Genomic DNA, 26,917 nt, shown 5'->3' on the forward strand with positions numbered 1-26,917 from the left:
TAAAGTTCTAATATAATTGAAAAAGTTCTAATAAAAGCCGGAAGTTCTAATATAAATGTCAGTTGTTCTAATAAGAGGTGCAACTGTTCAAATAAACGGGCCGACTTTTCTAATATCAAGGGCAAAACTTCTAATATTGCATGGAAGTTTTCTAATAAAATCAGCGCCACCGCAAAAATACGCGAAAATAACAAGGGGCTGTCCAGTAGTTTTACCGGACAGCCCCTTGTTATCTATTAGTGATGCTCTGCTTCAGCTTCTGGAGTTGATTCGTTTGGAATGATTGCAGCGATAATAATAACTAATACGCTGAATACTAATGATACGATTACGCCATTCATGAAGTTAAAATCTACACTTAATACAGAACTTACTACATAGTTTAGCATTGAAACTAATAAGAATGACCAAAAGAACGTAATGATATATTGCATCAAATTCACCTCATTGAACTTATTTATAACGTTATTGTGAAATTACATCTTCAATATCATACCACAAGCATTCATGAAATTAAAAGGGTGAATCAAATTATTCTTCAAGTTGTCATAAATGCTTGTATTTATTGCTTTTTTAAGTAGGAATTACGACAGAAAAGGAGAAGATTAGCTCGAAGATGTTTGTCTAAAAATGGAACGTTTTTGTACGTTCACGTTAGAAACGAACGAATACTTCTGACAACCATTTAATTTTATAACGATGTTTTACATATTAGTATAGCCATTTTAATCGGGAGAAAAATAAGAATAAATCCCCAATCCCTCTTTTTCCAGAAATTTTAATTGTGTTAAAAATAATTATGCTCTATAATTAGTACCAACTACTAATAATTAGTTATATTTTTGATTGATGAGAAAACAAGGGGGCTATTATATGAATGCCGGTATTATAGGGATGGGGAAATATGTTCCGGAAAAAGCTATAGCAAATAAGGATTTTGAAAAAGTTTTGGATACATCAGATGAGTGGATTCGTTCTCGGACAGGTATTGAAAACCGTTTTATCGCTGAGAATGAAGAAACATCGGATTTAGCATATAAAGCAGCAGTGCAAGCTATTGAAAATGCAGGTATAACACCAGATCAAATTGGTCTAATCGTTGTTGCAACGGTTACACAGGATCAGAATTTTCCTAGTGTAGCGTGTCAAATTCAAGAACGACTTGGAATATCGGGATGTGGCGCAATGGATGTTTCCGCTGCATGCTCAGGATTTATTTATGGAACGGCTATTGCAAAACAATTTATTGAGAGCAATAATTATGAATATGTATTAGTAGTAGGTGTTGAAAAACTGTCGAAAATTGTGGATTGGGATGACCGCAACACAGCTGTCCTATTTGGGGATGGTGCAAGTGCGGCTGTTCTAGGTAAAGTTTCGGAAGGGCGCGGAATTCTTGCGTTCGAACTTGGAGCTGACGGAACAGGCGGAAAGCATCTTTATTTAAATCCTGAAAACCATATTGCGATGAATGGTCGTGAAGTATTTAAATTTGCGGTGCGTCAAATGGGCGAATCAGCAGTAAATGTACTTGAAAAAGCAGGACTTACGAAAGAAGATGTCGATTATTTAGTACCGCATCAGGCTAACATCCGCATTATGGAAGCTGCAAGAGAACGTCTTGACTTACCAGAGGAAAAAATGTCGAAAACAATCCAGAAATACGGCAATACATCTGCCGCTTCAATCGGTATTTCAATCGTTGAAGATTTGGAATCAGGGAAAATTCAAGATGATGATATCGTTGTTTTAGTAGGTTTTGGCGGTGGCCTTACATGGGGAGCGCTCGCATTAAAGTGGGGTAAATAAGATCGTTGATGTGGGGAAAGATGGAACGAATGCTAAAATCGTCACTGCCTGTGACAAAGCATTCGTGATCAACATCGTATTGGCCCCAAATCAGAAATGAAAATCAACCTTTAAATAGGAAAAGAACTTAACTTAGAAAAGGGTGTTAAATAATGGAGAAAAGAAGAGTTGTTGTTACAGGAATCGGTGCAGTAACGCCAGTAGGAAACAGTGCAGAGCAAGCATGGGAAAATGTAATTGCAGGCAAGTCTGGTATTGGACCATTAACACGTGTAGATGTAAGCAAGTTTCCGGTATCTGTAGCTGCTGAAGTAAGAGATTTTAATATAGAAGATTATATCGACCGAAAAGAAGCTCGGAAGATGGACCGTTTTACACATTATGCATTAGCTGCTTCAATGATGGCTGCAAAAGATGCCAACTTAACAATTACCGAAGAAATGGCACCGCGCGTAGGTGTTTGGATCGGTTCTGGAATCGGCGGAATGGAAACGCATGAACAGCAGTTTCTAACATTCCAGGAACGCGGTGTTCGCCGTGTTAGCCCATTCTTCGTACCGATGATGATTCCGGATATGGCTTCTGGACAAGTATCGATTTATCTGGGGGCAAAAGGGGTAAACTCTTGTTCCGTAACGGCTTGTGCATCGGGAACTAACTCGATTGGTGACGCATTTAAAGTAATTGAACGTGGAGACGCGGATGTGATGATTACAGGTGGAGCAGAGGCGCCAATCGTAACTATGGCGGTAGCAGGCTTCTGTGCAAACACAGCGTTATCGTTAAATCCGGACACGGCAACTGCATCACGTCCATTCGATAAAAACCGTGACGGCTTCGTTATTGGCGAAGGCGCAGGAATTTTAATTTTGGAAGAGTATGAACATGCAAAAGCACGCGGTGCGAAAATTTACGGTGAAGTTGTTGGATATGGCTCAACTGGGGATGCCCATCATATTACAGCACCGGCTCCAAACGGTGAAGGTGCAGCACGTGCGATGCAAATGGCAATCGATGATGCACAAGTATCGCCTGACCGAGTTGGTTACATTAATGCACACGGTACGAGTACACCATATAACGATTTATTTGAAACACTGGCAGTTAAGACTGTTTTTGGTGACCATGCTTATAAATTGGCGATGAGCTCAACGAAGAGTATGACAGGCCATTTATTAGGTGCTGCAGGCGGTATTGAGGCTATCTTTACAGTACTTGCATTGAAGGAAGGTATTTTGCCTCCGACAATGAATTTACACGATCCGGATCCGGAATGTGATTTGGATTATGTACCAAATGCCGCACGCAAAGCGGAAGTTGAATATGCATTAAGCAATTCACTTGGCTTCGGTGGACATAATGCTTGTTTATTGTTTAAAAAAATTACAGATTAATAAAATGACAAAAAACGAACGTGCTTCTTCTATCGCACGTTCGTTTTTCGTATAGTTGTACGAAGGATGGTGTTTTGTGACACGTTTCGTACTTTTTTTATTTTTTTATGGGCTCAGTGTCATGTCGATCAGTAACATGATTTTATACTTGAATTACCGCACACTCGGTTATTCATGGCATGCTGTATTAATGTACATTGTACATGGAGCAGAGTTGTATATGCTGCTTGTTGCTATTGGCGGGATGATTAGCGTCGTTTACGGCCTAAGCCCATCGCGTTCTCCATTTTCTTAAGTGTTTTAGAGGCAATGGCATTCGCTTTTACTGCACCCTCATCCAAAATTTCATCAAGTTCCGGTGAGTCAATAAGTGCATAATAGCGTTCTTGAATTGGTGTTAAGTGGTCAATAACAGCCTGTGCTACTCCAGCTTTAAAATCACCATAGCCTTTGCCTTCATACTTTGCTTCTAAATCTGCAATTGCTGTTCCGGATAAGGCAGATTCAATAATAAGCAAGTTTGATACTCCTGGTTTGTTTTCAATATCAAATTTAACGATCCCCTCAGAATCAGTTACAGCAGATTTGATTTTCTTCTCAATTTCTTTTGCTGTATCAAGCAGGCGGATTGTCGCTTTTGTGTTCGTATCTGATTTTGACATTTTTTTCGTAGGCTCTTGCAATGACTTGATACGAGCGCCTTCTTTCGGCAGTTTAATATCAGGAATCGTTAATACGTCATTGTAGCGCTTATTAAAACGCTCAGCTAAATCGCGTGTTAATTCGATATGCTGCTTTTGGTCTTCGCCAACCGGTACGATGTCTGTATTGTAAAGAAGAATATCGGCAGCCATTAAAGGCGGGTATGTTAATAGTGCCGCAGAAACAGATTCTTTACCTGTTGATTTGTCTTTGAACTGTGTCATACGCTCTAATTCACCGATTGAAGCGACACATTGCAGCATCCAGCCGGCTTGTGCGTGGGCAGGGACTTCCGACTGAATAAATAAAATCGATTTTTTCGGGTCAATGCCACATGCAATATACATCGCTGCCAATGAGCGGATATTTTTACGCAGTTCCAGGCGATCCTGCGGCACCGTAATTGCATGCTGATCCACGATGCAATAAATGGCGTTGTTGTTTTCCTGTAGAGCAGGGAATTGTTTAATCGCTCCGATATAGTTCCCTAAAGTAATAGTTCCTGTTGGTTGTACACCTGAAAAGATTGTTTTCATTGGGTGTTCCTCCTTAAAATCAAATGAAAATAAAAAAACATCATGCGTCCTCTATTCGAAAATAGAAGGGACGAATGATGTTAAAATCCGCGGTACCACCCAGCTTGCCTTAATTGGCCACTTTTCTTCGTAACGTGAAGGCGACGAGCTGGACTACTAATAGAAACGTTCATCAAGCTAACTCGGAAGTCCATTCCATTTAACGAATGATCTGTTTGCACCAACCACAGACTCTCTAGGCATTCTTATTAAATGTACTACTCTTCGTCATTGTTTTTCATAATCTTGAAAGGATTATAACGTAACTAATGAAAAGAAAGCAATCGTTTTATTTTAAAGAAACAGGAATAAAACGAAGAAAAAATGGAAATAGTAGTAAATAGATAATTAAATTATATGAAATGGCATCATATTATCTGATTTTTTTCTCAATTACATTTTGTTAAATGAGAAAAAACATCAAAAATCAGTACGTTTTATTTTGCTATTTTACGGGTAAAATTTGTTATGGCACAAAATTATAAAAAGAGTGCTTATTAGAGAGAAATGCGTAATAAAATTTATTACGTAAGTTGAATTATTTGTTGACATTGTATATTCAAACATGGGTTATTCATGTATAATGGGAACAGAATCTTAAATTAAATTAATTCTAAATTGAGTTTTACTTATACATTTGTGCTTCTACATTAACAGGAAGCAACATCTAGCAATTGAATTGAAATCAATTAGAGAGGGAGTGAGCCAATGTTAGTAACATTATTTACTTCACCAAGTTGTACTTCATGTCGAAAAGCAAAAGCATGGTTAGAGGAACATGATATCCCATATACAGAACGCAACATTTTTTCCGAGCCACTTACAATTAGTGAAATCAAAGAGATTTTACGAATGACAGAAGATGGTACAGATGAAATTATCTCAACGCGTTCGAAAATTTTCCAAAAGTTGAATGTCGATGTTGAAACATTGCCGTTACAACGATTATATGAGCTTATTCAGGAATATCCGGGACTATTACGTCGTCCGATTATTTTAGATGAAAAACGTCTGCAAGTTGGTTATAACGAAGATGAGATTCGTCGATTCCTGCCTCGTAAAGTACGAGCATACCAGTTGCAAGAAGCCCAACGCATGGTTAACTAAATATACCGCTCATGATGTTACGGATGCATATTGTGCAATTGTAGCATCTTTTTTTTATTTTAGAACATATTAGAAAGAGACCTTAAGGACTTGATTTAAATTGTTTCGTACAATACAATTTCAATTATTCAAATAATTTACGCTGAATAATGTTTTTCCTTTTCATTTTAATCCAATCCATCATACAATAGAGTTATAGATACTTCTAATATTTAAAAGTATCTGAGTTCCGATGCAATAGAACGCCATATTGTATGCCACTTGGAAATAAAGCGACGTTCTATACAATGACTGTGAAGGGAGTTGAGGTCTAATGGACATCGAACGCATTAACGAAAATACGCTAAAATTATTTATTACGTATAGTGATATCGAGGACCGCGGTTATACACGCGAAGAAATTTGGTACAATCGCGCAAAAGGTGAAGAGCTTTTCTGGGATATCATTGGTGAAATAAATACAGATGATTATTTCGATTTAGATGGTCCAATTTGGATTCATATTAACGCTTCAGAAAGTGGATTGGAAGTCGTTGTTACACGCGCGTCTGTAGGTAATGACTCCGAAACTTCTTCAATGGCTGGCAACTTTGAAGATGACCTTCATATATCAGATCAATTAAATGAAATGGAAGAATCGATCTTCAATGCGATTGGCAAAGCAGCAAAGGAAGAAGAACAATCGCTTGAAAACGCCCGATTCCGATTTAAAGATATTGACGAACTAATACCTCTTGCAAAACGCGCAGCACCATTAGGAATAGAGTCCGTGTTGTATAAATGGGAGGATTACTACTATTTATATGTAGATTTAAAAGATTTGGAAAGCCAGGAAGCGAGAAATATCATCGCTTTATGTACTGAATATTTAGCGGCTTCCAAAATTACAGCGCACCGCCTTGAAGAGTATGCGGAGAAAATCATTGCTGAAGACTGCTTCGAAACAATCATTACGTATTTTGAGTAGGAAAGCAGTTTACGAAAGCCACCTGATTATAGGTGGCTTTTTTATGTTGGGTGGGGAGAAGCCGATTCTGAAGGAGGAATAGTAGAACTTGGAAGTGAAAAAGTAGAAAATTGCATGGGGGAAGTGGAACATAGTACGTGGAAAGTAAAACATAGCATGGCGAAAGTAGAACAAGCTGACGGAAAAGTAGAAAGTTCATTCCTAAAAGTAGAACGGCACTTGATAAAAGTAGAAATCCATTGAAAAAACCAGTTTCCAATAGTTACTATTTATAAGTTGAAAAATGTATATGTATTTCATTAAGATGGATAAAAAGGAGTGGAAGCAAATGCTGGTCGCAATGACCGAACAACAGCAATTATTCCATTTAACATCGAAATATCCCTTGGATGAACTGCAAAAATTAAAAAAACAGCAATCCTTTTTCTGCCCCCAATGTAAAGAACAGCTTTTATTAAAGGCTGGACAAATAAAAATTCCTCACTTTGCACATCAAAAAAATAGTGAATGCGATTCTTTGTTTTCGGAAGGGGAATCTGCTGCACATCTCCTTGGGAAACAACAACTCTTCCACCATTTTTCGAACCTTCAGCTACGTACAGTACTTGAACCGTATTTACCGCAGCTTCAACAGCGACCGGATCTTCTCCTCACATTTAAAAATCGTCAATATGCAGTCGAATTTCAGTGCAGTCCAATCGCGAAACCATCTTTTCAACAGCGTACAAGCGGATATTTGCATGCAAATATAACGCCGATATGGATTTTGCATACTCCCGATAAATTCAAAGGTACCGGTATCTTAAAAGTTTCAATCAATCATACAAACACTCAATTTATACAACAGTATAAAAAACAGAAATTCCTCATCACCTATGATGTAAAAAGCAAAACCTTCTACTATATTAGCAATTTAATCCATCTTCATAAATTGCAGTATTTTGCTGTTGTTAAAAAATTGCCTCTCAGTCAACAACGTTTTCCGCTCTTAGTTCCAGAAAAAATATCAAAATCCCAATTTCATCTGCTCCTGAAAAACTATAGGAAATATCGGGAATACTATATCCATCCCCGTCTCCTATTAAGCAAAAAAGGGGTTAACGATCAATTTTTCCGTTCAATTTATGAATTAAGGCTAACGATGACGGATTTACCGATTTTTTTAGGGATTCCTGTGTGCAATACGCATGCTTTTAATCAGTTTTGTATAGAATGGCAAGTAGGGTTTTTTCATTTTATGGACTACCATGCGCTCACTCCTAAAACGATGAATGAACGTGCAATTCCCTATTTTTTTAAATGGAGTAAATTGGAGCTGACGGATGAGCGGAAAGCAGCGGTGGAACATTATTTAGCAATTTTAAGACATCTCAATATTGAGCAACTGGGTGAAAATATAACCGAGGAACAACTTTTTAATGTTCTGTACGACGAATTGGTTGCATTTGGATGTTGAAATTGTTTAAATAGATTTATAATTTCGAATTTCGGAATAGTAGGAGGCAAATAAATGGCAAAGCAAATTTTAACGCGTGAAGAAGTACCTGAGCAATTAACATGGGATTTAACAACAATTTTTGAATCCGATGAAGCTTGGGAAGCTGAGCTTAAAGAAGTAGAACAATTATCAAAAAAAGCTTCGGATTATAAAGGGAAAGTAGCGGATAGTGCAGAGAGCTTATACAATACTTTGCAGTTCAGCGATGCATTATACGAACGTCTGAGCAAGTTATACGTATATTCTCATTTGAAGCATGATCAGGATACTACGAATAGCAAATATCAGGATCTTGATGGTCGTATTCGCTCTGTTCTTACAAATGCAGGAGCAGCATGGTCATTTATTACGCCTGAAATTTTAGCGTTGGATGAAGCGACATTAAATAGCTATGTGGAAAGCTATGAACCACTTTCATTATATGAACAAAGCCTAAAAGAACTGAATTTGGGCCGTCCTCATATTTTATCTGCTGAAAAAGAAGAGTTGCTGGCACAATTTTCTGAAGTGACATCGACAGCTGGTAAAACATTCAGCGCTTTAAACAACGCAGATTTGGAATTCCCGAAAATTATAGGGGAAGATGGAGAAGAAGTACAAATTACACACGGTAACTATATTACAATGCTTGAAAGCGACAATCGCGAAGTACGTGAGGCAGCATTTAAAGCCGTTTACAAAACTTACGGCCAATATAAAAATACATTTGCGACAACTTTAGCCGGGAATGTAAAAGCGCATAATGCTAATGCAAAAGTTCGTAATTACGATTCAGCGCGCCATGCTGCACTTAGCAATAACTTCATTCCTGAAAAAGTGTATGACCAGCTTGTTTCAACAATCCATGACTATTTACCGGCATTGCACCGTTATGTAGAGCTTCGCAAAAAAGTGCTAGGTGTCGATGAACTGCATATGTACGATCTGTTTACGCCGCTTGTTAAAGAAGTGAAAATGGAAGTAACATATGACGAAGCGAAGAAAACGATGGTAGAAAGCTTTGCACCACTTGGTAAAGAATATCAGGAAATCGTTCAAAAAGGTCTGGAAAGCCGTTGGGTAGACGTGCTTGAAAACAAAGGGAAACGCAGTGGTGCATACTCTTCTGGAACGTTCGGTACAAATCCGTATGTGTTAATGAACTGGCAAAATAATGTAAATAACCTTTATACACTGGCACATGAATTCGGTCACTCGATGCACAGTTATTATTCACGTGCGAACCAGCCGTATCAATATGCGGATTACTCAATTTTCGTTGCAGAAGTGGCTTCAACGTGTAACGAAGAACTATTATTTGATCACTTAATGAAAACATTAGATGATGATAAGCAAAAAATCTATTTATTAAATCAATGGTTGGACGGTTTCCGCGGTACAGTATTCCGTCAAACAATGTTCGCTGAGTTTGAGCATATGATTCACGAATTAGATGCAAAAGGCGAATCGATCACATCGGAAAAATTAACATCAATTTATTACGATCTAAACAAACAATACTTTGGTGATGCAATGACAGTAGACGAGGAAATCGGTCTGGAATGGGCACGTATTCCACACTTCTACTACAACTATTACGTATATCAGTACGCAACAGGTCAATCAGCGGCGACAGCATTATCTAAACAAATTCTAGAAGAAGGCGAACCGGCAGTTGAGCGTTATATTAACAACTTCCTAAAAGCAGGCTGCTCGGACTTCCCAATCGAAGTATTAAAAGCTGCAGGTGTAGATATGGAGTCTCCGGAACCGATCGCATTGGCATGTAAAGTATTCGAAGAGAAGTTAGAAGAGCTGGAAAAATTATTATTAAATAATTAATGGTTTGTGAAAACGCATCTGTTTCAGGTGCGTTTTTTGCTTGAAAAATGGAAATTTACTTCGATTTTGTTGTGGATGAAGATAAGGTTTTAGGAGAAGCTGTTAGAAGTGAAAACTTAAAGAATGTTGATATATCGGCGTTTGAGTTGGGGAATTAAACACAAATTTATGACATTTTATTTTAAACCTCTTTTCTTCAAATGGAAACGCTTACTATATGACGAATTTGTGAAATTGTGAAAGATTCATTGCAAGAAATATTATTCCATGATAGAGTAATACTCGTGAAATAAATCACATAACAAACATACACCCCTTTGTTTGAACGTGAACATTTCTCCCATCCCCTTTGTGAAAAAGAGGCGTCTTATTTCTCGAGAATAAGGCGCCTCTTTTGTTTTTGTTCTCCATTATTCGTGTATTCTGGTTTAATGGGGGAGGGCGTTCTACTTAATCAGGGAAGTGTTCTACATTCCGATGAAAAGTTTCTACATACTAGAAAAAACGTTCTACTTTCACCTCAAAAGGTTCTACTTTTCCCCTAAAAACTTCTACTTTTCTAATCCAAACGGCGAATAAAATAAAGATTACTGCACTTCATCCAAAACGCCTCTAAATCCCTCACAATAGCTTCCGCATTCCATCTGACTTAGGCTAGCAAGTTCTCCTTTCACGACCGCCTGAACGAACACAGGGGCAAATTTACCTATGTCTATCCTCATATCATCTAAAAACTCTATTATACTTATTGAATTCCAAATTCCTACAGAAAACATTAAAAAAACCAGCCTGCATGAATGCATAGCTGGTGAAAATATTGTATAAGTGCGTTTTATAAATTATTTAGTAGGTCGTACGTTCTTTTGCACGCCAAAGTGTAATTTCATCAGTCATGATACGTTCTACTTTTTGCTGTAGCATACGTTTCTTTAATTCGCGTTCTGCCAGTTGTTCATTGATCGAATAGATCTCGGCTACTTCAGCTGTTGTAAGGGTGCTGAATCGATCGAATAACTCGTCTAATGCGGGAACTGGTTGGCGAATTAATTCTTCTCCTAGCAATTCTGCTAAAATATGCTCGTAAACTTCATAATTATAAGAACCGCTTACTTTCAGGCCTTCATCTTCAATGCATTCATTGAAAAATACGATGCTTGGAATTTCTTCAACTTCCATTTCACGAGTTAAGTATAAATCGCATTGGAAAGCACGAGCTGCTTCTTTTGAACCAAAGTCGGACACGAACTCATCCATATCGAGATTGACTTGCTGTGCGATTTCAATTAATGTCGCGTGTGAATTGATGTTGCGTGTATTTAGTGTTGCTACTTCCTGAACTTTGTTTAAATAGCGGAAACCTGCACGCTTTCCTTGAAGTTCGGCCGCTTTAATTGCAATTGAAGGTAATGCTGGATGTGTAATATCCAATTCCGCTCCGGAAACACAGCCTTTCATCCGGCTCGTCATGCTGTTTAGAGCAGCGAGTTCCGTACTAAGGACATATCGACATGTAAAGTAATGACCGTATTCTACTTGCAGTTTACGCATTGTCGTTTGTAGGGATAATGCTTTTTCGCAAAGAGGGTCAATAAAAATATAAAGCTCAATCGGTTTATTACATGTAGATGGTGCTACAGGTTGCTGTAAAAGTTGGACATTATTCACTCAAATCCCTCCTCATCATTTGGGGCGTTGACCATATGGTGAGCAGTCATAACGAGACGCTTATAGTAAACTTCACGGAATTTACCGTCCAAGCCCACTTCGTCCATCGCCTCTGCCATACATTCAAGCCATGCCTGGGCACGATCGGGTGTAATTTTAAAATGCATATGTCTCGCACGCATCATCGGATGGCCATGTTCTTCCGAGAAAAGGTTAGGCCCCCCAAGATACTGCGTTTGGAATTGTATTTGTTTACGAATTGTTTCCGTCAGATCTTCAGGAAAAATAGGAATTAATAAAGGATGCTTCGCCACTCGAGAGTAGAACGCGTTAATTAATTCAGAAAGCTTTTCAGCACCGAGTTCCTCATAAGGAATCGTATATTTTCGATTCATTAGTTATACTCCTTTGTGTCTTTCTTTGCCAGTATATGAAATATGAATGTCATGTAAGTAATGTAAATTTCATTTAGGCGATACAATCATTCTAGCAACGTAGGGCCATTTTAACAAATAAAGTGCCCCGCCAAAAAAGTTGAAGGGCATTTCACACCTATTAACATCACGGTGGAAATGTTGATGTAATAGGTGTTCACATCGAATTTCCAACTAATCCAAATTAGAGCATTTCAGGAGCATAAAAAATTAAATCTTAAATTCCTTTTGGCTTTCGTCTTCAAATTTCCACTGTACGTTCACCGGTATTTATTAAAAATTTACACATTCATAAAGTTCATTATTTTTTTGACATAGTTTTGAGTTTCCTGGAAAGGTGGGATACCCCCATATTTTCTTACATTTCCAGGACCTGCATTGTACGCAGCAAGCGCTGTTTCCACATTATTGTCAAACTGGTCGAGCATTTGGCGTAAATATTTTGCACCGCCCATAATATTTTGTGCAGGGTCAAAGCGGTCAGACACCCCTAAATAGCGCGCAGTTGCTGGCATGAGCTGCATTAACCCGGATGCACCGGCAGCGCTAGTAGCAGACGCATTAAAGTTCGACTCCTGTTTAATAACAGAAGTAATCAGTTTTTCGGGCAAATTGTATTTCTTAGCGGCAGCGGTAATTTCTGCCTGATAAGTCTCAGCACCGGCAAAGAAATTTTCTACATCGGTCTTTCTAGTAAAATCCGTCATATACTGTTCAATTGTGGATGTTTCATTATTTGCTGATAGGCCATTGAATGTACCCGGTAAATTCGTTAAGTTCGATGAATTATTCAACAAAAATGATGCGATATAGTTTTGAGCAGCCGAGTTTTGCTGCTGCGAATTAGAAGTTTGTTCGGAATCCATTAACTGCTGGAAAGTGTTCACATCACCAAGTCCATTTAGCGAACTTGATAAAGATTGTCCGTTTAAAATGTCGCTCATTAAGTCGGAAAACAGAGTCGACGTGGATGATGATAATACACTTGAGCTTGACTGATTGGATGTATTTAAATTCTGCATTGCCTGAAGTTCAAGCAATGTTTTCATTGATGAAATATCCATCACAGCACCTAGCCTTTCTGATTGTTTAAAGCCGTCATAAAGCGCACAATTTTCTTTTGCGCAGGCTGTGGCTTAATTTCATGATGTGCCAAAAATTCGGAGAAAATTTCTTTTCCGACTGCTTCATCATGTGTCTCATATTCTACCTCATAATCGTCGCAGTGCAAATAGAAAGAATGGTCAAACACGAGCAAACCGCCTTTGTATGGGAGTTCCACACGGTCGGTCGTCAATGTTCCATATAAGTGTAAATCGTCAACGGGAATATTAAATAGCTCCAGCCTTTCGCTTACAGAATATGGGGGCACTCCATCACCGGCCAGCATACGATCTGCTTCCTCACGTGTTAAATAATCTGTCGTTTCTAGATGCTGGTGTTTGGAAGCTTTCTCTTTTAACGTAAATTCAATCGAATCTTCCACGACACGAATTCGAAGGGCACTGTGAATTTGTTTTAAATGGTTTTCTTTTGTATCAAAGTAGTGGTTCACTTGGCGAATGATTTGTTCGCTTTTAATGGAGAATGTTTCAAGAAGCTGTTCATACTGTAATTTTGTTAGTATATTCTTAAATTCTATTTCAATTTGCTGTGTCATTTTCATCGTCCTTTTTAATAATAGTTTTCAATTAAATCCATTGGCTGAAAGAAGTTAAACGTTTCTGCACCAAATGAGTGTCCTATGGTAAAATGTGAAGGGTAGATGAATCATCAATTTTATCATCCGACAATTTCCGGTGATGAAAAGAAAAAGGAGATTAATTCATTGCGAAACGTATATTTAATTGATCATGTTGAAGTAGTACATAATGAAATCTATTTTATTTTAAATGAAAAGAAACAACTTAGCCAATTGCAATCGACAGGGCAAGTTATCGTCGACTCGGATAATGAGGCGTTTCTTTATATCATAGAAGAAAATGAGGCATACAGTTATATAAGCTTTTCAAAAAATGTATGGCCGCAACTATTACAAATGTTATTGGCAGAGCAAAAAGCATACTTGAAAGTGGAAGATGGGCTGCTGCCGCTTCAACAATTTGCTGATGAATTACAAGGATTGCTTTATAATATTGAAGGCAACAGCAACTATGGAGAGCAATTTGTTGATAATATCGAAAAGGCATTTGCCGAATTCTTGAATAAATAGCATTAAACTTAATTATTACAAGAAAAACAGTCATTTCACTTGATTTAGGTGTGAAATGTGTATTTCTCGTCTACAAGAAGTATAATTGTTTGAAACAACGTGTTGATGAAATAGTGTGACAGGTATGAACTATTTCTAGTTGGGGGGTTTTTAAATTGGGGCAGTGGGAAGTATTTTTGAGTCCATATCGACAAGCTGTGGATGAACTTAAAATAAAATTAAAAGGGATGCGTTCGCAATTTGGTATTATGAGTGCCAATTCGCCAATTGAATTTGTTACAGGTCGTGTAAAACCACTTGCTAGTATATATGACAAATCGCTTGATAAAGGGATACCATTCGAACCGACTGCGCGTTTAGGAAATGAATTGCAAGATATCGCTGGTGTACGGATTATGTGTCAGTTCGTTGATGATATTGCAACAGTAACCGAGCTGATCCGTCAACGTAATGATTTGAAAGTTATCGAGGAAAAAGATTATATTACACATAGTAAACCGAGTGGCTATCGTTCACACCATATGATTATTGAGTATCCGGTTGAAACGATTCAAGGTCGCATCGTTGTCGTGGCAGAAATTCAAATTCGTACATTGGCGATGAACTTCTGGGCATCAATTGAGCATTCCATGAACTACAAGTATAAAGGGATTTTCCCTGAAGAAATAAAAAATCGATTGCAAAGCGCCGCCGAAGCAGCATTCCGATTAGATGAAGAAATGTCCTCAATTAGAAGTGAAATTCAAGAGGCACAGGCATATTTCAGTGAAGTAAAAGAAGCAACGAATACAGCTATCCATAAGTCAACTGACAAAGAGGAGCGTGACAAATAATGAAGTTTTCAATTCAATCACGCAGAGATGACCAATCAAACGAATTGATGGAGCTCGCAAAATCTTATTTAATTGATTTCGGTTTACAATTTGATGAACAAGAGCCGGAAATTGTTCTTTCGATTGGCGGCGATGGAACATTATTGCATGCTTTCCACCGCTATTTGCACCGTTTGGATAAAACAGCTTTTGTCGGAATCCATACAGGCCATTTAGGTTTTTATGCCGATTGGAAACCTTCAGAGCTAGAAAAGTTAGTATTGTCGATTGCCAAAAAGGAATACAATGTCGTGGAATACCCGTTATTGGAAGTGCAGGTTCATCGCCAGCATTCCGAATCCAGTACGTTTCTGGCATTGAATGAAGCAACGATTAAATCGCCGGACGTAACGCTTGTAATGGATGTGGAGCTAAACGGCGAGCATTTTGAGCGCTTCCGTGGTGACGGTTTATGTATTTCGACACCGTCTGGCAGTACAGCATACAATAAAGCACTTGGCGGAGCGATTATTCACCCGACATTGCAGGCTTTGCAAATAACAGAAATGGCATCGATCAATAACCGTGTGTTCCGGACGGTCGGATCATCTTTAGTATTGCCGGCACATCATAACTGTGTACTAAAACCTGTACATGAGCAGCAATTTAATATGACGGTCGATCATATTAGCATGACGGAAACCGATGTAAAATCGATTACTTTTAATGTGGCAAATGAAAAAGTGCGTTTTGCACGTTTCAGACCATTCCCGTTTTGGGAACGTGTGCACGATTCATTTATCTCGAATGAATAGAATGAGGGTATATGGATAAACGATTTCAATTACAATTTATCAATACAGTCGATCAGGAGCTGTTGCGTGATGCAATTGCTCACTGGGGCATTTCAAAGCGTGCATTGACCGCCATTAAATTTGGTGGTGGGGCACTTTTGGTTAACGGAGAAGAAAGAAATGTACGATATCGTTTGGCAAAAGGCGATGTTGTATCGATTATTTTCCCGGTAGAAGAAGCAAGTGAAGGACTGATTCCGGTACAAGGAGAATTAGCTGTTATTTATGAAGACGAGGCAGTACTCCTAGTCGACAAACCGGCCTTCATGAGCTCGATCCCTTCTCGGGAACACCCGAATAATTCGCTTGCAAACTTTGTATATGGCTATTTCGAACAGCAGCAGCTTGCTTCTACTGTTCATATCGTGACAAGACTTGACCGCGATACATCCGGGCTGATGCTTATAGCGAAACATCGTCATATTCATCATTTAATGAGTGAACAGCAAAAAAAGGGACAAATTCACCGTGAATATGAAGCAGTTGCAGAAGGTATAATTGAACAAGCTCAGCAATCCATCATCGCTCCGATCGGACGGAAGGATACGAGCATTATTGAACGGGAAGTACGTCCGGACGGCCAATTTGCCCATACGGATGTAACTGTGCTGACCCGTAAAAATAATATGACACATATTCGCCTGAAACTTCATACGGGAAGAACTCATCAAATACGTGTTCATATGGCTTATATCGGCCACCCATTAGTAGGGGATGAATTATATGGAGGCAATCATACATTAATTGACCGCCAGGCACTCCATTGCCGCTACATTGAATTTGAACATCCGTTAACGAAAGAAAGAGTACACTTTGAAAGCAAGCTGCCGGAAAAGATTTCTACATTGATTAACTAATGCAAGATGCCAAGATTTCATTGGCATCTTTTATTTTTGGGGAAATTGGGAATATACTGTTGAGAAGGAATTTACGGAAGTCATTAGTCAAATTATTGAACGACGAAAAAAATAATGATAAAACGTAATTAACCTTGACGAGATACGGTAATTAATCATAAAATAACTCGTTATGAAAAGTCGAAAGGAGGGGGCAAGCATGATAGAGGAAAAAAATGATGAAGTCCAGTACGATGAAGCGTTTTTGCGAATGCTGCTTGATGAAGAAAATATCGAGTCGTTCCGCGAACATTTCCTAGTACTCCATCCATATGATCAAGCACAGTTTTACGAAGAGGTGGGCCCGGACATACGGCAAATTATTTATCGTTACTTGTCTCCTCAAGAAATGGCCATCATTTTTGAAACAACTGAAATTGAGGACGATGAATATAAAACATACTTAGATGAGATGGATCCATCATACGGTGCGGCCATGTTCGGCTTCATGTATACCGATAATGCGGTAGATATCCTCAATGAATTGGATACCGAGCAACGGGAAAATTACTTGGACATGATGGATGAAGAAACCGTCGATGAAATTAATGAGCTTTTAGGCTATGAAGAATATACAGCCGGGGCCATTATGACAACAGAGTATGTATCGGTCGTTGAAAGCGCAACGGTTCGTGAGGCAATGCGAGTGCTGCGTCAGGAAGCCCAAACCGCCGAAACGATTTATTATATTTTTGTAGTGGATCAGGAACATCGATTGCTTGGAGTCATGTCGTTAAGGGAACTGATTGTCGCTGAAGGTGATCTATATATTCGGGACATTATGAGCGAACGTGTCGTCTCGGTCAAAGTAACAGATGACCAGGAAAATGTCGCGAACTTGATAAAGGACTACGACTTATTGGCAATTCCAGTTGTCAACGAGAGCCGTGAGCTTCAAGGGATTATTACGGTCGATGATATTATCGACGTAATTGAAGAAGAAGCAGAGGACGACTATTCCAAACTGGCCGGTATTGCGGATATGGATGATAATGATGCGGGTCCTTTACGCGCGGCAGGCAAGCGTTTGCCATGGCTCATTATTTTACTGTTTTTAGGTATGCTGACATCTGGACTTATGGGAATATTTGAAGCAACGCTCGATAAAGTAGCCTTGCTTGCAACATTTATTCCGCTCATTTCCGGTACATCCGGTAATAGTGGAACACAGGCATTGGCTGTAGCGGTGCGAGGAATTGCAACTGGGGATATTGGCGGGAAAAGTAAATTCAGGCTGATTGTGCGGGAATTAAGTACAGGGCTTATTATGGGGGTAGTTAGCGGTGCCATTGTTGTCGGAATCATTTTCTTCTGGAAAGGTACATTAATGATCGGTTTGCTTGTCGGGGCATCGATTTGCTGCTCGATTATCGTCGCGACACTGGCTGGATCGTTTATTCCGATTTTAATGCATAAGCTGGGTGTTGACCCTGCCGTTGCATCAGGACCTTTTATTACAACGTTGAATGACGTCACAAGTATTATTATTTATCTTGGCCTTGCATCGACATTTATTAGCCGGATTCTGTAAGGAACGATTTGAAAAGACTTTGCATATTGTATGAAAAAGGATGTGGAATGTGGAAATTCACCCATTACTTTTTATTGCAAGTCCGGTTTATATACAAGAAAAACGAGTCGAAATAGAGGAAGAAAGTACATCAATCTATGTACGACCTACTACTGAAAAAATTGAAAATACCCTTATTGCCCGACAGCTCCATTATTTTTCAAAGCCGACAAAAGAGCCAAGGGTATTGTTATTTATTTTGCAATCAGGTGAAAAAATACACGGGTCAATCGATAAAATAAGTGGTAGTCAAGTATTGCTGAATTGTCATGATACAAAACGCTGGATTAAGGCTAATGAGATTGCGTTAATTCATCATACTTTATAAAAAGGAGGAGCCAAGTTAATGGCTCCTCTTTTTTTAGTTCATTCCATGAAAAATACACCATCCCGCGCTATATGCGCGAGATGTGTTTTTCTTATGAATTAGTCACAGATGCCAAGGTCCACATCATCGATACATTGAACAGCACAGAAGCAATCTAAATCAACTGTGACACAGCTGTCTGAAGCCAAGAATCGTGACACTCTACATACTTCATTGAAATCAATTTTTCCGTCGCAAATTAAATTAACTGTATTTCCAGCTGCATCTCGTGGTATTAGGACACGCAATGTAGCACAGCAACCATCAAATACGTCCTCTACACGGAAATAGATAGAAACACAAGGTCCAGGTGTTGCTGTTTTAAATGTAGCGAAGAATGGAGATCCATCCTTGTTTAGTAAAGTAAAAACGCGTGTGTCCACATTGTTACGTGATGGGCTAACAATTCCACCAAGCGGCTCTAAGAAACAGTTTGTTGTACAACGAGTACATTCATCCTCTACTGCTGCATTTTGAATTTCTAAAATCGCACGGACAACCTCACAAACACAACCATGTGATTTGTGATGTTCACCTACATCATTATTACCTCTTCCACAACCCATAATTTTTCACCTCCGGTATTCTTAACTCTTACTAATAATATGAATCGGCTATCAAAGGAATCGGGCGAATGAACAGGTTTCCCTAAACTTCTATGCAAGATGAATAATTCAAAATGCGACAGGTTATACTTGGAGAAAAATGGACAAAAGGGGGGACTGCTATGTGGAAAGCACTTATGACATTGAGCTTGCTTTTAATTCTTGCAGGCTGCAATGACCGAGAGAAAGTTGTCACGTATGAGCTGACAGACAATGTACAGAATCAGCAGGAAATAGAAAAGCTTTTAAAGGAAGATGATGCAATTGAACAGGCGAATCTATTAGTAATTGAAGATGAATTATTTGTGGCAATGCAATTAAAACCGTTTGAAAAATGGAACCGCGAAAAAATTGAACAAGATTGGAAAAAGAAGTTGGAAGATAAATTTTCCGATAGTAAAGTCAATGTTTCCGCGGATTTTAAAATGTTTTGGGAATCGACTAAATTGATGGAAGAAAAAGACCAGAAAAAAATGCTGAAAGAATTGCACGCATTAAAAAAGCTTGCTAAGGAGGAAACGTAACTTGAAAGAGCAACAATACAATACATTAAAAGATCAAATTACACCGAAAACACCTCTTGCCATCAATTGTTTAAAAGCTTTCGCAGTTGGCGGTGTCATTTGTTGTGTAGGACAAGCGATTTCCTTTTTTTATATGATGTTTTTTGATTTTACGGAAAAAACTGTAGGTAACCCAACAGTGGCAACAATGGTGTTTATCGCCATGCTTCTGACAGGATTTGGACAATATCGTAAACTAGGCCAATTTGCGGGAGCTGGAAGTGCAGTTCCGGTAACTGGGTTCGGTAATGCTGTTGTTTCTGCAGCAATTGAAGGGAAATCAGAAGGACTTGTATTAGGTGTCGGCAGTAACATGTTCAAGCTTGCCGGTTCGGTTATTTTATTTGGAGTTGTATCGGCCTTTTTTGTAACCTTGATTAAATTAATACTAGTATCGGTAGGTGTCGCCGCGTGGTAATTGTTTTTAAATCAAAGCCATCCATTCTTTCCTCTGGTGTTGTAGTGGGACCTTTGGAAAAGCGAAGTGTATTCCAAACGTATTTTGACAAAATTTCGACCGACGAACGTTTGCAAGAAGCTTCGAACGAAAAAGGGAATGCTATGCTTATTTCTGAAGCATGTCAGACTATTTTAAAAAAATCAAACTTGAATAATTTGGATATTAATTATTTATTGGGCGGGGATTTAGTTAATCAAATGACACCTACGAACTTTGCAGCTCGGGAACTGGCTGTTTCGTTCATCGGTCTTTTTTCTGCCTGTGCAACATCTGTCTCTTCTATAGTTATTGCTTCATTATTGACGGAACTGGGTGCCAGTGATTTTTCTATTGCCGGTGCTTCAAGCCAGCATAACTCGGTTGAACGCCAGTTTCGCTATCCGGTTGATTATGGAGGTCAAAAGCCTGCAACTGCTCAGTGGACTGTAACTGCAGCTGGTTTTGTACTAGTTGGTAAGCATCAGCCGAAGCTTCCGTATGTAGAAGCCGCAACAATCGGAAAAGTGATTGATTACGGAGCAACAGATCCATTTCATATGGGTGGCGCAATGGCGCCGGCAGCATTTGATACGATTCAGGCACATTTAAAAAAGCGTTCGCAGACAGTGCAGGATTACGATGTCATTATGACGGGTGATTTAGGAAAAATCGGTTTGAAAATTTTAATTGCAATGTTTGCCCAAAGCGGTGTAAAAAAAGAAGATTTATCAAGATTTCGTGATGCCGGTGCAGAATTTTACGGTGAAGATACAGCATTTTTGGCAGGCGCGAGTGGTGCGGGCTGTTCTGCTGCAGTCTACAGCGGCTATATGATGGAACAGTTTAAAAGTGGGCGTTACAAGCGCGTATTATTAGTGGCAACAGGAGCACTATTATCGCCGCTTTCATTTCAACAAGGCGAGTCAATTCCGTGCACAGCACATGCAATTGAAATCGGGATGGGGTGAGTACAATCGGCTTTACATTTTTAGTGGCATTTGTCGTTGGTGGTTTAATTTGTGTAATTGGTCAGTTATTAATGGATGTAGGAAAGCTGACACCTGGTCATACATTATCCATTTTAGTAGTAGTAGGAGCAATTTTAGATGGACTTAATTTATATGAGGCCTTAATAAATTTTGCAGGTGCCGGTGCGACAATTCCGATTACTTCGTTCGGGAACTCATTGACACATGGAGCGATGGCTGAAGCTGAAAAACACGGCTGGATTGGCCTGCTGACAGGTATGTTCGAGGTGACGAGCTCCGGAATTAGCGCTGCGATATTGTTTGGTTTTATCGCGGCATTAATATTTAAGCCTAAAGGAAAAGTAGATTAGACGAATACCCTCCTTTTTTTTGAGTGTTTGCATACACTACAAAATAGAAAGGGGGGTATAAGTATGTCTGGATATGGTTGGCAGCAGCAAGGTTGGCAACAGGGTGGTTGTGATTATGGTTGTTCCCCAGGCTATGGCGGTAATAACAGTATGACATTCGTATTGATCGTTGTACTATTTATTTTACTTATTATCGTAGGTAGCGCATTTATTTAAGGGAGGTAAGTAAACAATATGGATCGTTCGTTTTTTAAAAAAGTGGAGCGCAAAACCGGCGTTGATTTCGATGAAATTATGACGCTTGCAAATGCATTAACATATGCAGATTTCTCGGATGAAAAACAAGTTCGAAAAATCGTGAAAAAAGTGAGCCGTCTCGCAAATAAACCGATTACGAGTGAACTTGAAGACAAAATTGTCCAATCAATCATTCAAGACGGTAAATCTTTGGATTTTTCGAAAATCGAGAAAATGATGAGGTAAGTCGGAACTTAAAAAGTGGCGTAACAATACGAAAAACATCCATTTTCTCCTGCGGAAAATGGATGTTTTTCTACTTTTATAAGTTTAAAAGAATTAGATTTTCTTCTCCATAGCGCGATGCGGAATGCCGGCATCCATAAATTCCGGGGAAGTAACAGCGTATTCCAGTTTCTCATAGAAAGGAACTGCATAACTTTGGGCATTCAACTTAAGCTTTTCAAAAGCTGCATTCTTTGCGTATTGTTCAACAGCTTCCATAATTAATGCGCCAAGTCGTTTACCGCGATAGTTGTTCAATACACAAACACGTTCAACTTTTCCGACTTTCGGTTCAACTTCCCGAAGCCGTGCTGTAGCAATTGAATTTTCACCTTCATTTACTAAGAAATGAACGGCTGTCTCATCGTACTCATCTAATTCCAGACTTAGTGGAACTCCTTGCTCTTTGACGAACACTTCTTTACGTAGCGCAAATGCATGTTCGCGGTCTTCGTCAGTTGTAACTAGTTTTACTTCAAACACGTATTACTCAGCTCCAGTCAATTTGTATGTTTCATAAGTTGTCCATGAGCCGTCTTCCAATTGGTAAAGCAAGTGGAAACGATCGATTGAATCTTTTTCATCTACTCCAACCATACGCAATTGACCGTGAATATCATCATGCTCGGAAGCGCTCATTTTTTGTGCAATTGTAATATGCGGCACAAATACGTGCTTTGGCGCACCAAAATTGATTTTTTCCTGAATTACTTTTTGAATATTTTCCAACTGCGGTGTTGGCTCAACTCGGAAGTAAATGGCATTCGTCGTCGGATAAAATGAACTGATTCGAGAGGCGTGAATTTGTAAAGGTGCAAACCTTGATGCCACTTCCTGCAAATGCTTGGAGATTTCCCCGATTTCAGATTCATTCGCGTCAAACGCATCTTTGAGCGTAATATGAGGTGTGATTAAAGCATAATGCGGGTCATAGCGTTTGCGATAAGTGTTCGCTAAATCTTGTAATTTTTTAGATGGAAAAGCAACAATACCGTATTTCAAATTCATTACCCCCTAAAAATATTATAAATAATTTCATATAGCACCGTGCTAAATGATTGTGAGACGTCCTGTAAATGGCATAGATTTATACAAACATAAATGATAACGAAAATCTAGATACAGCCACACCAAGGCGTAATTGTTTTAATTATAACAGAAAAATTTGTGAATAAACATTTCAGCATACCGTATTATCCGAAAATTTCAATTAGTGCACGTTTTAGATCAGGTTTCCAATAAGTCCATGTATGATTTCCATTGAATTCTTCATAGAATGTATCAATACCATGTTGAACGAACAGTTGATGCAGCTCACGGTTCGGTGTTAACAGATCTTTTACCGTACCATCCTTTAATGCCACTTGATCTTCCTGGAGGCCGATAATATGGTACAACGAAAGAATATTGACATTTTTCGCATCCTTAACACCCTGCAATACAAGCTCATCTACATAAGGTGATTGTAAAATAGCTTTACCGAAAATATTTGGATAATGGAATGCAGTCATTAATGAAATGGTTGCAGCCATAGAATCACCTATTAATGCACGCCCACCGCCGACTTGTGTAGTTGAAAATTCATCATCTAAATAAGGCACGAGCTCATGTGCCAAAAACCGCATATACGCTTCAAATTGATCTCCTGCTGGTGTATATTTTCTCTTTCGATCTTCATAGTTTTTGTATGGCACACCAACAATAATTGTATTTTCAATTAAATAGCCATCGATCAGTTCATCTGCTAGACGCGGAATGCCCCCTAGCTGAAAATAATCTTTACCATCGGATGCGATTAAAATGTTATATTCATATAATGGAGAATAATTCGCTGGAATATAAATTAGTAATTCTAACTCTTCATTTAATGCATTGCTAAAAAAAGTAACATCTTTTACTGTGCCTCTCTCCAATGTTGTCACCCCTGTATTTTGATGTATCTAAAATTGTATCATATAGTAAAATAAAGGTGTAATATATAAAGAAAGCCATTAAGTGAAACTTAAAACAAGGGTAGTTGACTTACCGATAAATGCTGGAGTCATACTAACTGTTAATGCGGGAAAAATGAGTGCTTAAAATAAACAGAAGTGAGGATTTCTTATGCATAATAAAAATATTCGTGTACACTCAGACGAAGTAACAAAAGCTACGTATGACGCGTTGGAACGTCGTCATGTAACAATTGAAGATATTGCTGAAATCGTGTTTACGATGCAATCACCATATAATGAAGGATTAACGATCGAACACTGTATTCAATCGGTTGTTCGTGTTTTAAATAAACGTGAAGTGCAACATGCTGTACTAGTCGGAATTGAGCTGGATGAACTGGCTGAAAAAAGATTATTGTCGGCACCGCTTCAAGCAATTATCGAGGCAGATGAAGGGCTGTTTGGTGTTGATGAAACGCTGGCACTAGGCTCAGTATTTACGTATGGAAGTATTGCCGTAACAACTTTCGGCCATTTGGATAAGCAAAAAATCGGGATTATTGAAAAGCTTGATACAAAAGCGGGCGAATCAGTAAATACATTTTTAGACGATCTAGTTGGAAGCATAGCAGCTTGTGCAGCTTCACGATTGGCACACCGTATGCGCGATTTAGAAGAAGAAGGCGGTACATTCGCGGATATTCCACCAGTAGAATTAGGACCAAATCCTAAGACAAACACGGACATTTAGAAAGGGTTTAAATATTAACGATGAAATTAAAAGATGTAAAAACGCTAATTACGAGTGGTACTATTATAATTGCAGTAGGTTTATACCTAGCATTTAGTGAACCTAAAAAAGATACGGAGCAAACAACATCTCCTGAAATTACGGACCAAAATATAGAATACAAACTTACAACTGATATTGCGATGGACAAAACAGGCAATCAGTTAATCGATGTGAAATATTTGAATGCCAATGATGGCGATACATTCAATGTCGAAATGGACGGTAAAAAAGAGCGTGTACGTCTTCTTATGATTGACACACCTGAAATGAACTATAACAAAGGCGAACCTATGCCATACGCAGAAAAGGCAAAGGAGCGTACGATCGAACTGCTGGAACAGGCGGAATCAGTTCAACTTTTGTTTGATAAAGGCCCTGAGACAGATAAATATGATCGATTATTGGCCTATGCTTTTGTAGACGGTGTTAGTTTACATGAAATTTTACTAAGTGAAGGTCTGGCAGCAGTGCGGTATGTCAATAAACCGAATGATACTCTGGAAGATGAGCTTTTGGAAATTCAACAACAAGCTGAACAAGAAGAAGTGAACATTTGGGCTCATGACAACTATTTGCAGCGTGATGGTTTCCATCCGGAAGAAGTAACCAAGTAATTCTGATGCAACTAAAAATTTATTAATAATGAAGCCGGACTTGAAGATAACTTTTCAAGTCCGTTTTTTTGCGTTTTGCCTCATAAAGGAAGATTTTGTTTCCCGTTTAGCTCATGTTGAAGAAGCAAGTTGTATATAAATCAACTGGATTGGTATGATGGTATGGCAAGTATCTTTAGGATTAAAATTACTTATATTTTTCGGATCTATATTTATTTTAAGGGGGAAAGAATGATGACAAAAATTTTAATGTTGCATGGTGTTAACCACAACATGTTCGGAAAACGTGATCCTGAACATTATGGAACGATCACTTTAGAGGAAATTAATCAAACGATTCAGGAACTGGCAAACGAGCTGAATGTTGAAGTGGAAAATTTCCAGACAAACCACGAAGGTGAATTTGTGGAGAAAATTCATGAAGCGTACCTTTCCGGCGTTGACGCAATTGTTCTAAATGCTGGTGCCTGGACCCACTACAGTTATGCAATTCGAGATGCTTTAGATATTTTTACAGGTCCAACCGTTGAAATACATATGTCCAATATTCATGCACGTGAAAGTTTCCGTGAAAAATCTGTGTTTGCGGATATTGTGACAGGTCAAATCTCTGGTTTTGGCAAAGAAAGCTATTTGCTGGGCATTCGAGCAGCAGTACAAGCAATCAACAAATAATTATTTATGAAAATATTGAATTGTCAGTAATGCTATAACATACAGGAATAAAATTTGGGTATGCATTCTTTAAGGTATAAAAATAAAGCGGTTCAAATTTTAAGACACGTAAAGTTTGAACCGCTTTTTATATAAAGGATTTTTTTAATCCAAATGCTCATGTTTTATATATTGAGTAGCTGATTGAGGAATGTCTTTATACGAAATTTCATTGAAAGCAACTAATGCATCTTCATCAAAAGTGACATTTAAAATTTCCGTATTTTTATTTTTTACAGGCATAAACCATTTTAATGTAATATTATTTATCTCTTCCACGTGCTGGATTTCGTTAAGTAAGTTATAACTATCTTTCAGCAATGTAGTTTCACTAAGAAATTCTGATGCCCTAAGTGAGACGATTACATTTTGTTTCTCATCAACGGGTATAATTTCGATATTCAGCATTATATTTTCGACAAACTGTTTCAGCACGATTTCAGTCAACATCAGCATAGTATGAGTTTTTAATTGCTCCTGAGTCATCGATGCTTTTGCTTCAATGATTGTTTCTTCCTGATCGGAATTCTTCATTTTTATAATATATTGTACTGAAACGGCGCAAACAAAAATAAGTAAGGCGATTAACATAGATTTCAGTAATTTATTTAAAATAAGGATAACCTCCTATGAACTTAGCGTAATAATCACTATTATATAGTCATTATGCCACAAAAAAATACTAAAAAGGACTGTCAATTGTGACAGTCC

34 protein-coding genes and 1 other annotated feature are annotated in these 26,917 nt (G+C 38.4%); of the genes, 23 read left to right on the plus strand and 11 right to left on the minus strand.

Annotation, left to right across the window (positions count from 1 at the left end; genetic code table 11):
• Nucleotides 1–236: 236 nt before the first annotated feature.
• On the minus strand, nt 237–434 hold the full coding sequence (locus B5473_RS10180) for a YjzD family protein (RefSeq protein ID WP_008403579.1): 198 nt from the start codon (nt 432–434) through the stop codon (nt 237–239).
• 439 nt (nt 435–873) lie between these two features.
• Here B5473_RS10180 and B5473_RS10185 point away from each other — a divergent pair, with 439 nt between their 5' ends.
• From B5473_RS10185 to B5473_RS10195, 3 genes are all read left to right on the plus strand, one after another.
• Nucleotides 874–1,809: a beta-ketoacyl-ACP synthase III gene (locus B5473_RS10185; protein ID WP_079524769.1), complete on the plus strand. Its 936-nt coding sequence runs from the start codon at nt 874–876 to the stop codon at nt 1,807–1,809.
• 152 nt (nt 1,810–1,961) lie between these two features.
• Complete coding sequence (fabF, locus tag B5473_RS10190; RefSeq protein ID WP_079524770.1) at nt 1,962–3,203, plus strand: beta-ketoacyl-ACP synthase II; 1,242 nt, start codon at nt 1,962–1,964, stop codon at nt 3,201–3,203.
• Nucleotides 3,204–3,279: 76 nt separating this feature from the next.
• The gene (locus B5473_RS10195) at nt 3,280–3,498 is read left to right on the plus strand and encodes a hypothetical protein (protein ID WP_079524771.1); all 219 of its coding nucleotides are present in this window, start codon (nt 3,280–3,282) and stop codon (nt 3,496–3,498) included.
• Here B5473_RS10195 and trpS read toward each other — a convergent pair.
• The gene (gene trpS / locus B5473_RS10200; protein ID WP_079524772.1) at nt 3,452–4,441 is read right to left on the minus strand and encodes a tryptophan--tRNA ligase; all 990 of its coding nucleotides are present in this window, start codon (nt 4,439–4,441) and stop codon (nt 3,452–3,454) included. The genes B5473_RS10195 and trpS overlap by 47 nt on opposite strands.
• Nucleotides 4,442–4,504: 63 nt before the next feature.
• Nucleotides 4,505–4,721, minus strand: a binding site (T-box leader).
• A gap of 467 nt (nt 4,722–5,188) precedes the next feature.
• Between trpS and spxA the strand changes: the two genes are divergently transcribed.
• From spxA to pepF, 5 genes are all read left to right on the plus strand, one after another.
• Nucleotides 5,189–5,587, plus strand: coding sequence for a transcriptional regulator SpxA (gene spxA, locus B5473_RS10205; RefSeq protein ID WP_008403575.1), 399 nt, complete (start codon nt 5,189–5,191; stop codon nt 5,585–5,587).
• Between the two features lie 313 nt (nt 5,588–5,900).
• Nucleotides 5,901–6,554 carry an adaptor protein MecA gene (gene mecA, locus B5473_RS10210; RefSeq protein ID WP_079524773.1) on the plus strand — a complete coding sequence of 218 codons (654 nt, stop codon included), beginning with the start codon at nt 5,901–5,903 and terminating at the stop codon, nt 6,552–6,554.
• A gap of 114 nt (nt 6,555–6,668) precedes the next feature.
• Nucleotides 6,669–6,797 carry a hypothetical protein gene (locus B5473_RS21090; RefSeq protein WP_303047315.1) on the plus strand — a complete coding sequence of 43 codons (129 nt, stop codon included), beginning with the start codon at nt 6,669–6,671 and terminating at the stop codon, nt 6,795–6,797.
• A gap of 85 nt (nt 6,798–6,882) precedes the next feature.
• Nucleotides 6,883–8,010 (plus strand): competence protein CoiA, encoded by a 1,128-nt coding sequence (locus tag B5473_RS10215; RefSeq protein WP_176142067.1) that lies wholly within the window; start codon nt 6,883–6,885, stop codon nt 8,008–8,010.
• 54 nt (nt 8,011–8,064) lie between these two features.
• On the plus strand, nt 8,065–9,873 hold the full coding sequence (gene pepF, locus B5473_RS10220) for an oligoendopeptidase F (RefSeq protein WP_079524775.1): 1,809 nt from the start codon (nt 8,065–8,067) through the stop codon (nt 9,871–9,873).
• A gap of 843 nt (nt 9,874–10,716) precedes the next feature.
• Here the strand turns inward: pepF and B5473_RS10230 are convergent.
• The 4 genes from B5473_RS10230 to B5473_RS10245 all read right to left on the minus strand — a co-directional run bounded on the left by B5473_RS10230 (nt 10,717) and on the right by B5473_RS10245 (nt 13,632).
• Complete coding sequence (locus tag B5473_RS10230) at nt 10,717–11,538, minus strand: DsbA family protein (RefSeq protein WP_079524777.1); 822 nt, start codon at nt 11,536–11,538, stop codon at nt 10,717–10,719.
• A complete protein-coding gene (locus B5473_RS10235; RefSeq protein ID WP_008403570.1) occupies nt 11,535–11,933 on the minus strand; it encodes a globin domain-containing protein in 399 nt (132 codons plus the stop codon). The genes B5473_RS10230 and B5473_RS10235 overlap by 4 nt, the downstream gene beginning before the upstream one ends.
• A 320-nt stretch (nt 11,934–12,253) precedes the next feature.
• Entirely contained in the window at nt 12,254–13,036 is a 783-nt protein-coding gene (locus tag B5473_RS21095; RefSeq protein ID WP_079524778.1) for a lytic transglycosylase domain-containing protein, read from the minus strand.
• Between the two features lie 8 nt (nt 13,037–13,044).
• Nucleotides 13,045–13,632, minus strand: coding sequence for a CYTH domain-containing protein (locus B5473_RS10245; RefSeq protein ID WP_079524779.1), 588 nt, complete (start codon nt 13,630–13,632; stop codon nt 13,045–13,047).
• Between the two features lie 105 nt (nt 13,633–13,737).
• On the opposite strand from B5473_RS10245, the gene B5473_RS10250 reads away from it, so the two are divergent.
• The 6 genes from B5473_RS10250 (at nt 13,738) to B5473_RS10275 (ending at nt 18,644) form a co-directional block, all read left to right on the plus strand.
• Nucleotides 13,738–14,184, plus strand: coding sequence for a UPF0738 family protein (locus B5473_RS10250; protein WP_254865291.1), 447 nt, complete (start codon nt 13,738–13,740; stop codon nt 14,182–14,184).
• A 155-nt stretch (nt 14,185–14,339) separates the two neighbouring features.
• Nucleotides 14,340–15,017 carry a GTP pyrophosphokinase gene (locus B5473_RS10255; protein WP_079524780.1) on the plus strand — a complete coding sequence of 226 codons (678 nt, stop codon included), beginning with the start codon at nt 14,340–14,342 and terminating at the stop codon, nt 15,015–15,017.
• The gene (locus B5473_RS10260; RefSeq protein ID WP_079524781.1) at nt 15,017–15,811 is read left to right on the plus strand and encodes an NAD kinase; all 795 of its coding nucleotides are present in this window, start codon (nt 15,017–15,019) and stop codon (nt 15,809–15,811) included. The genes B5473_RS10255 and B5473_RS10260 overlap by 1 nt, the downstream gene beginning before the upstream one ends.
• Before the next feature lie 11 nt (nt 15,812–15,822).
• Entirely contained in the window at nt 15,823–16,707 is an 885-nt protein-coding gene (locus B5473_RS10265; RefSeq protein WP_079524782.1) for an RluA family pseudouridine synthase, read from the plus strand.
• 199 nt (nt 16,708–16,906) lie between these two features.
• Complete coding sequence (gene mgtE, locus B5473_RS10270; RefSeq protein ID WP_079524784.1) at nt 16,907–18,277, plus strand: magnesium transporter; 1,371 nt, start codon at nt 16,907–16,909, stop codon at nt 18,275–18,277.
• Nucleotides 18,278–18,317: 40 nt separating this feature from the next.
• Complete coding sequence (locus tag B5473_RS10275) at nt 18,318–18,644, plus strand: 4-diphosphocytidyl-2C-methyl-D-erythritol kinase (RefSeq protein ID WP_254865292.1); 327 nt, start codon at nt 18,318–18,320, stop codon at nt 18,642–18,644.
• Between the two features lie 98 nt (nt 18,645–18,742).
• Here B5473_RS10275 and B5473_RS10280 read toward each other — a convergent pair whose 3' ends face one another.
• A complete protein-coding gene (locus B5473_RS10280) occupies nt 18,743–19,249 on the minus strand; it encodes a CotY/CotZ family spore coat protein (RefSeq protein WP_079524789.1) in 507 nt (168 codons plus the stop codon).
• A gap of 161 nt (nt 19,250–19,410) precedes the next feature.
• Between B5473_RS10280 and B5473_RS10285 the strand changes: the two genes are divergently transcribed.
• The 6 genes from B5473_RS10285 (at nt 19,411) to B5473_RS10310 (ending at nt 22,112) form a co-directional block, all read left to right on the plus strand.
• On the plus strand, nt 19,411–19,812 hold the full coding sequence (locus tag B5473_RS10285) for a YhcN/YlaJ family sporulation lipoprotein (protein ID WP_079524791.1): 402 nt from the start codon (nt 19,411–19,413) through the stop codon (nt 19,810–19,812).
• 1 nt (nt 19,813) lies between these two features.
• Complete coding sequence (gene spoVAC / locus B5473_RS10290; RefSeq protein ID WP_079524794.1) at nt 19,814–20,269, plus strand: stage V sporulation protein AC; 456 nt, start codon at nt 19,814–19,816, stop codon at nt 20,267–20,269.
• Nucleotides 20,263–21,258, plus strand: a complete 996-nt coding sequence (locus B5473_RS10295; protein ID WP_079524796.1) for a stage V sporulation protein AD — start codon at nt 20,263–20,265, stop codon at nt 21,256–21,258. Before spoVAC ends, B5473_RS10295 begins: the two co-directional genes overlap by 7 nt.
• Entirely contained in the window at nt 21,255–21,629 is a 375-nt protein-coding gene (gene spoVAE, locus B5473_RS10300; RefSeq protein ID WP_079524798.1) for a stage V sporulation protein AE, read from the plus strand. Before B5473_RS10295 ends, spoVAE begins: the two co-directional genes overlap by 4 nt.
• 63 nt (nt 21,630–21,692) lie before the next feature.
• Nucleotides 21,693–21,845, plus strand: coding sequence for a YjcZ family sporulation protein (locus B5473_RS10305; protein WP_079524800.1), 153 nt, complete (start codon nt 21,693–21,695; stop codon nt 21,843–21,845).
• An 18-nt stretch (nt 21,846–21,863) separates the two neighbouring features.
• Complete coding sequence (locus tag B5473_RS10310; protein ID WP_079524802.1) at nt 21,864–22,112, plus strand: stage VI sporulation protein F; 249 nt, start codon at nt 21,864–21,866, stop codon at nt 22,110–22,112.
• 93 nt (nt 22,113–22,205) lie between these two features.
• Here the strand turns inward: B5473_RS10310 and B5473_RS10315 are convergent, their stop codons facing one another.
• From B5473_RS10315 to B5473_RS10325, 3 genes are all read right to left on the minus strand, one after another.
• On the minus strand, nt 22,206–22,634 hold the full coding sequence (locus B5473_RS10315; RefSeq protein WP_079524804.1) for a GNAT family N-acetyltransferase: 429 nt from the start codon (nt 22,632–22,634) through the stop codon (nt 22,206–22,208).
• A 3-nt stretch (nt 22,635–22,637) separates the two neighbouring features.
• Nucleotides 22,638–23,153 carry a YjcG family protein gene (locus B5473_RS10320; RefSeq protein ID WP_079524806.1) on the minus strand — a complete coding sequence of 172 codons (516 nt, stop codon included), beginning with the start codon at nt 23,151–23,153 and terminating at the stop codon, nt 22,638–22,640.
• A gap of 191 nt (nt 23,154–23,344) precedes the next feature.
• Nucleotides 23,345–24,064 (minus strand): alpha/beta hydrolase, encoded by a 720-nt coding sequence (locus B5473_RS10325; RefSeq protein WP_079524808.1) that lies wholly within the window; start codon nt 24,062–24,064, stop codon nt 23,345–23,347.
• A 190-nt stretch (nt 24,065–24,254) separates the two neighbouring features.
• Between B5473_RS10325 and B5473_RS10330 the strand changes: the two genes are divergently transcribed.
• The 3 genes from B5473_RS10330 (at nt 24,255) to aroQ (ending at nt 26,167) form a co-directional block, all read left to right on the plus strand.
• A complete protein-coding gene (locus tag B5473_RS10330) occupies nt 24,255–24,836 on the plus strand; it encodes a phosphatidylglycerophosphatase A family protein (protein ID WP_079524820.1) in 582 nt (193 codons plus the stop codon).
• Between the two features lie 20 nt (nt 24,837–24,856).
• Nucleotides 24,857–25,492, plus strand: a complete 636-nt coding sequence (locus B5473_RS10335) for a thermonuclease family protein (RefSeq protein ID WP_079524822.1) — start codon at nt 24,857–24,859, stop codon at nt 25,490–25,492.
• Nucleotides 25,493–25,726: 234 nt separating this feature from the next.
• A complete protein-coding gene (aroQ, locus tag B5473_RS10340; RefSeq protein WP_079524824.1) occupies nt 25,727–26,167 on the plus strand; it encodes a type II 3-dehydroquinate dehydratase in 441 nt (146 codons plus the stop codon).
• Between the two features lie 144 nt (nt 26,168–26,311).
• Here the strand turns inward: aroQ and B5473_RS10345 are convergent, their stop codons facing one another.
• Nucleotides 26,312–26,797, minus strand: a complete 486-nt coding sequence (locus B5473_RS10345; RefSeq protein WP_079524825.1) for a hypothetical protein — start codon at nt 26,795–26,797, stop codon at nt 26,312–26,314.
• Nucleotides 26,798–26,917: the final 120 nt, after the last annotated feature.

It is taken from the genome of Solibacillus isronensis (genome assembly GCF_900168685.1).
Lineage (GTDB): Bacteria > Bacillota > Bacilli > Bacillales_A > Planococcaceae > Solibacillus > Solibacillus isronensis_A.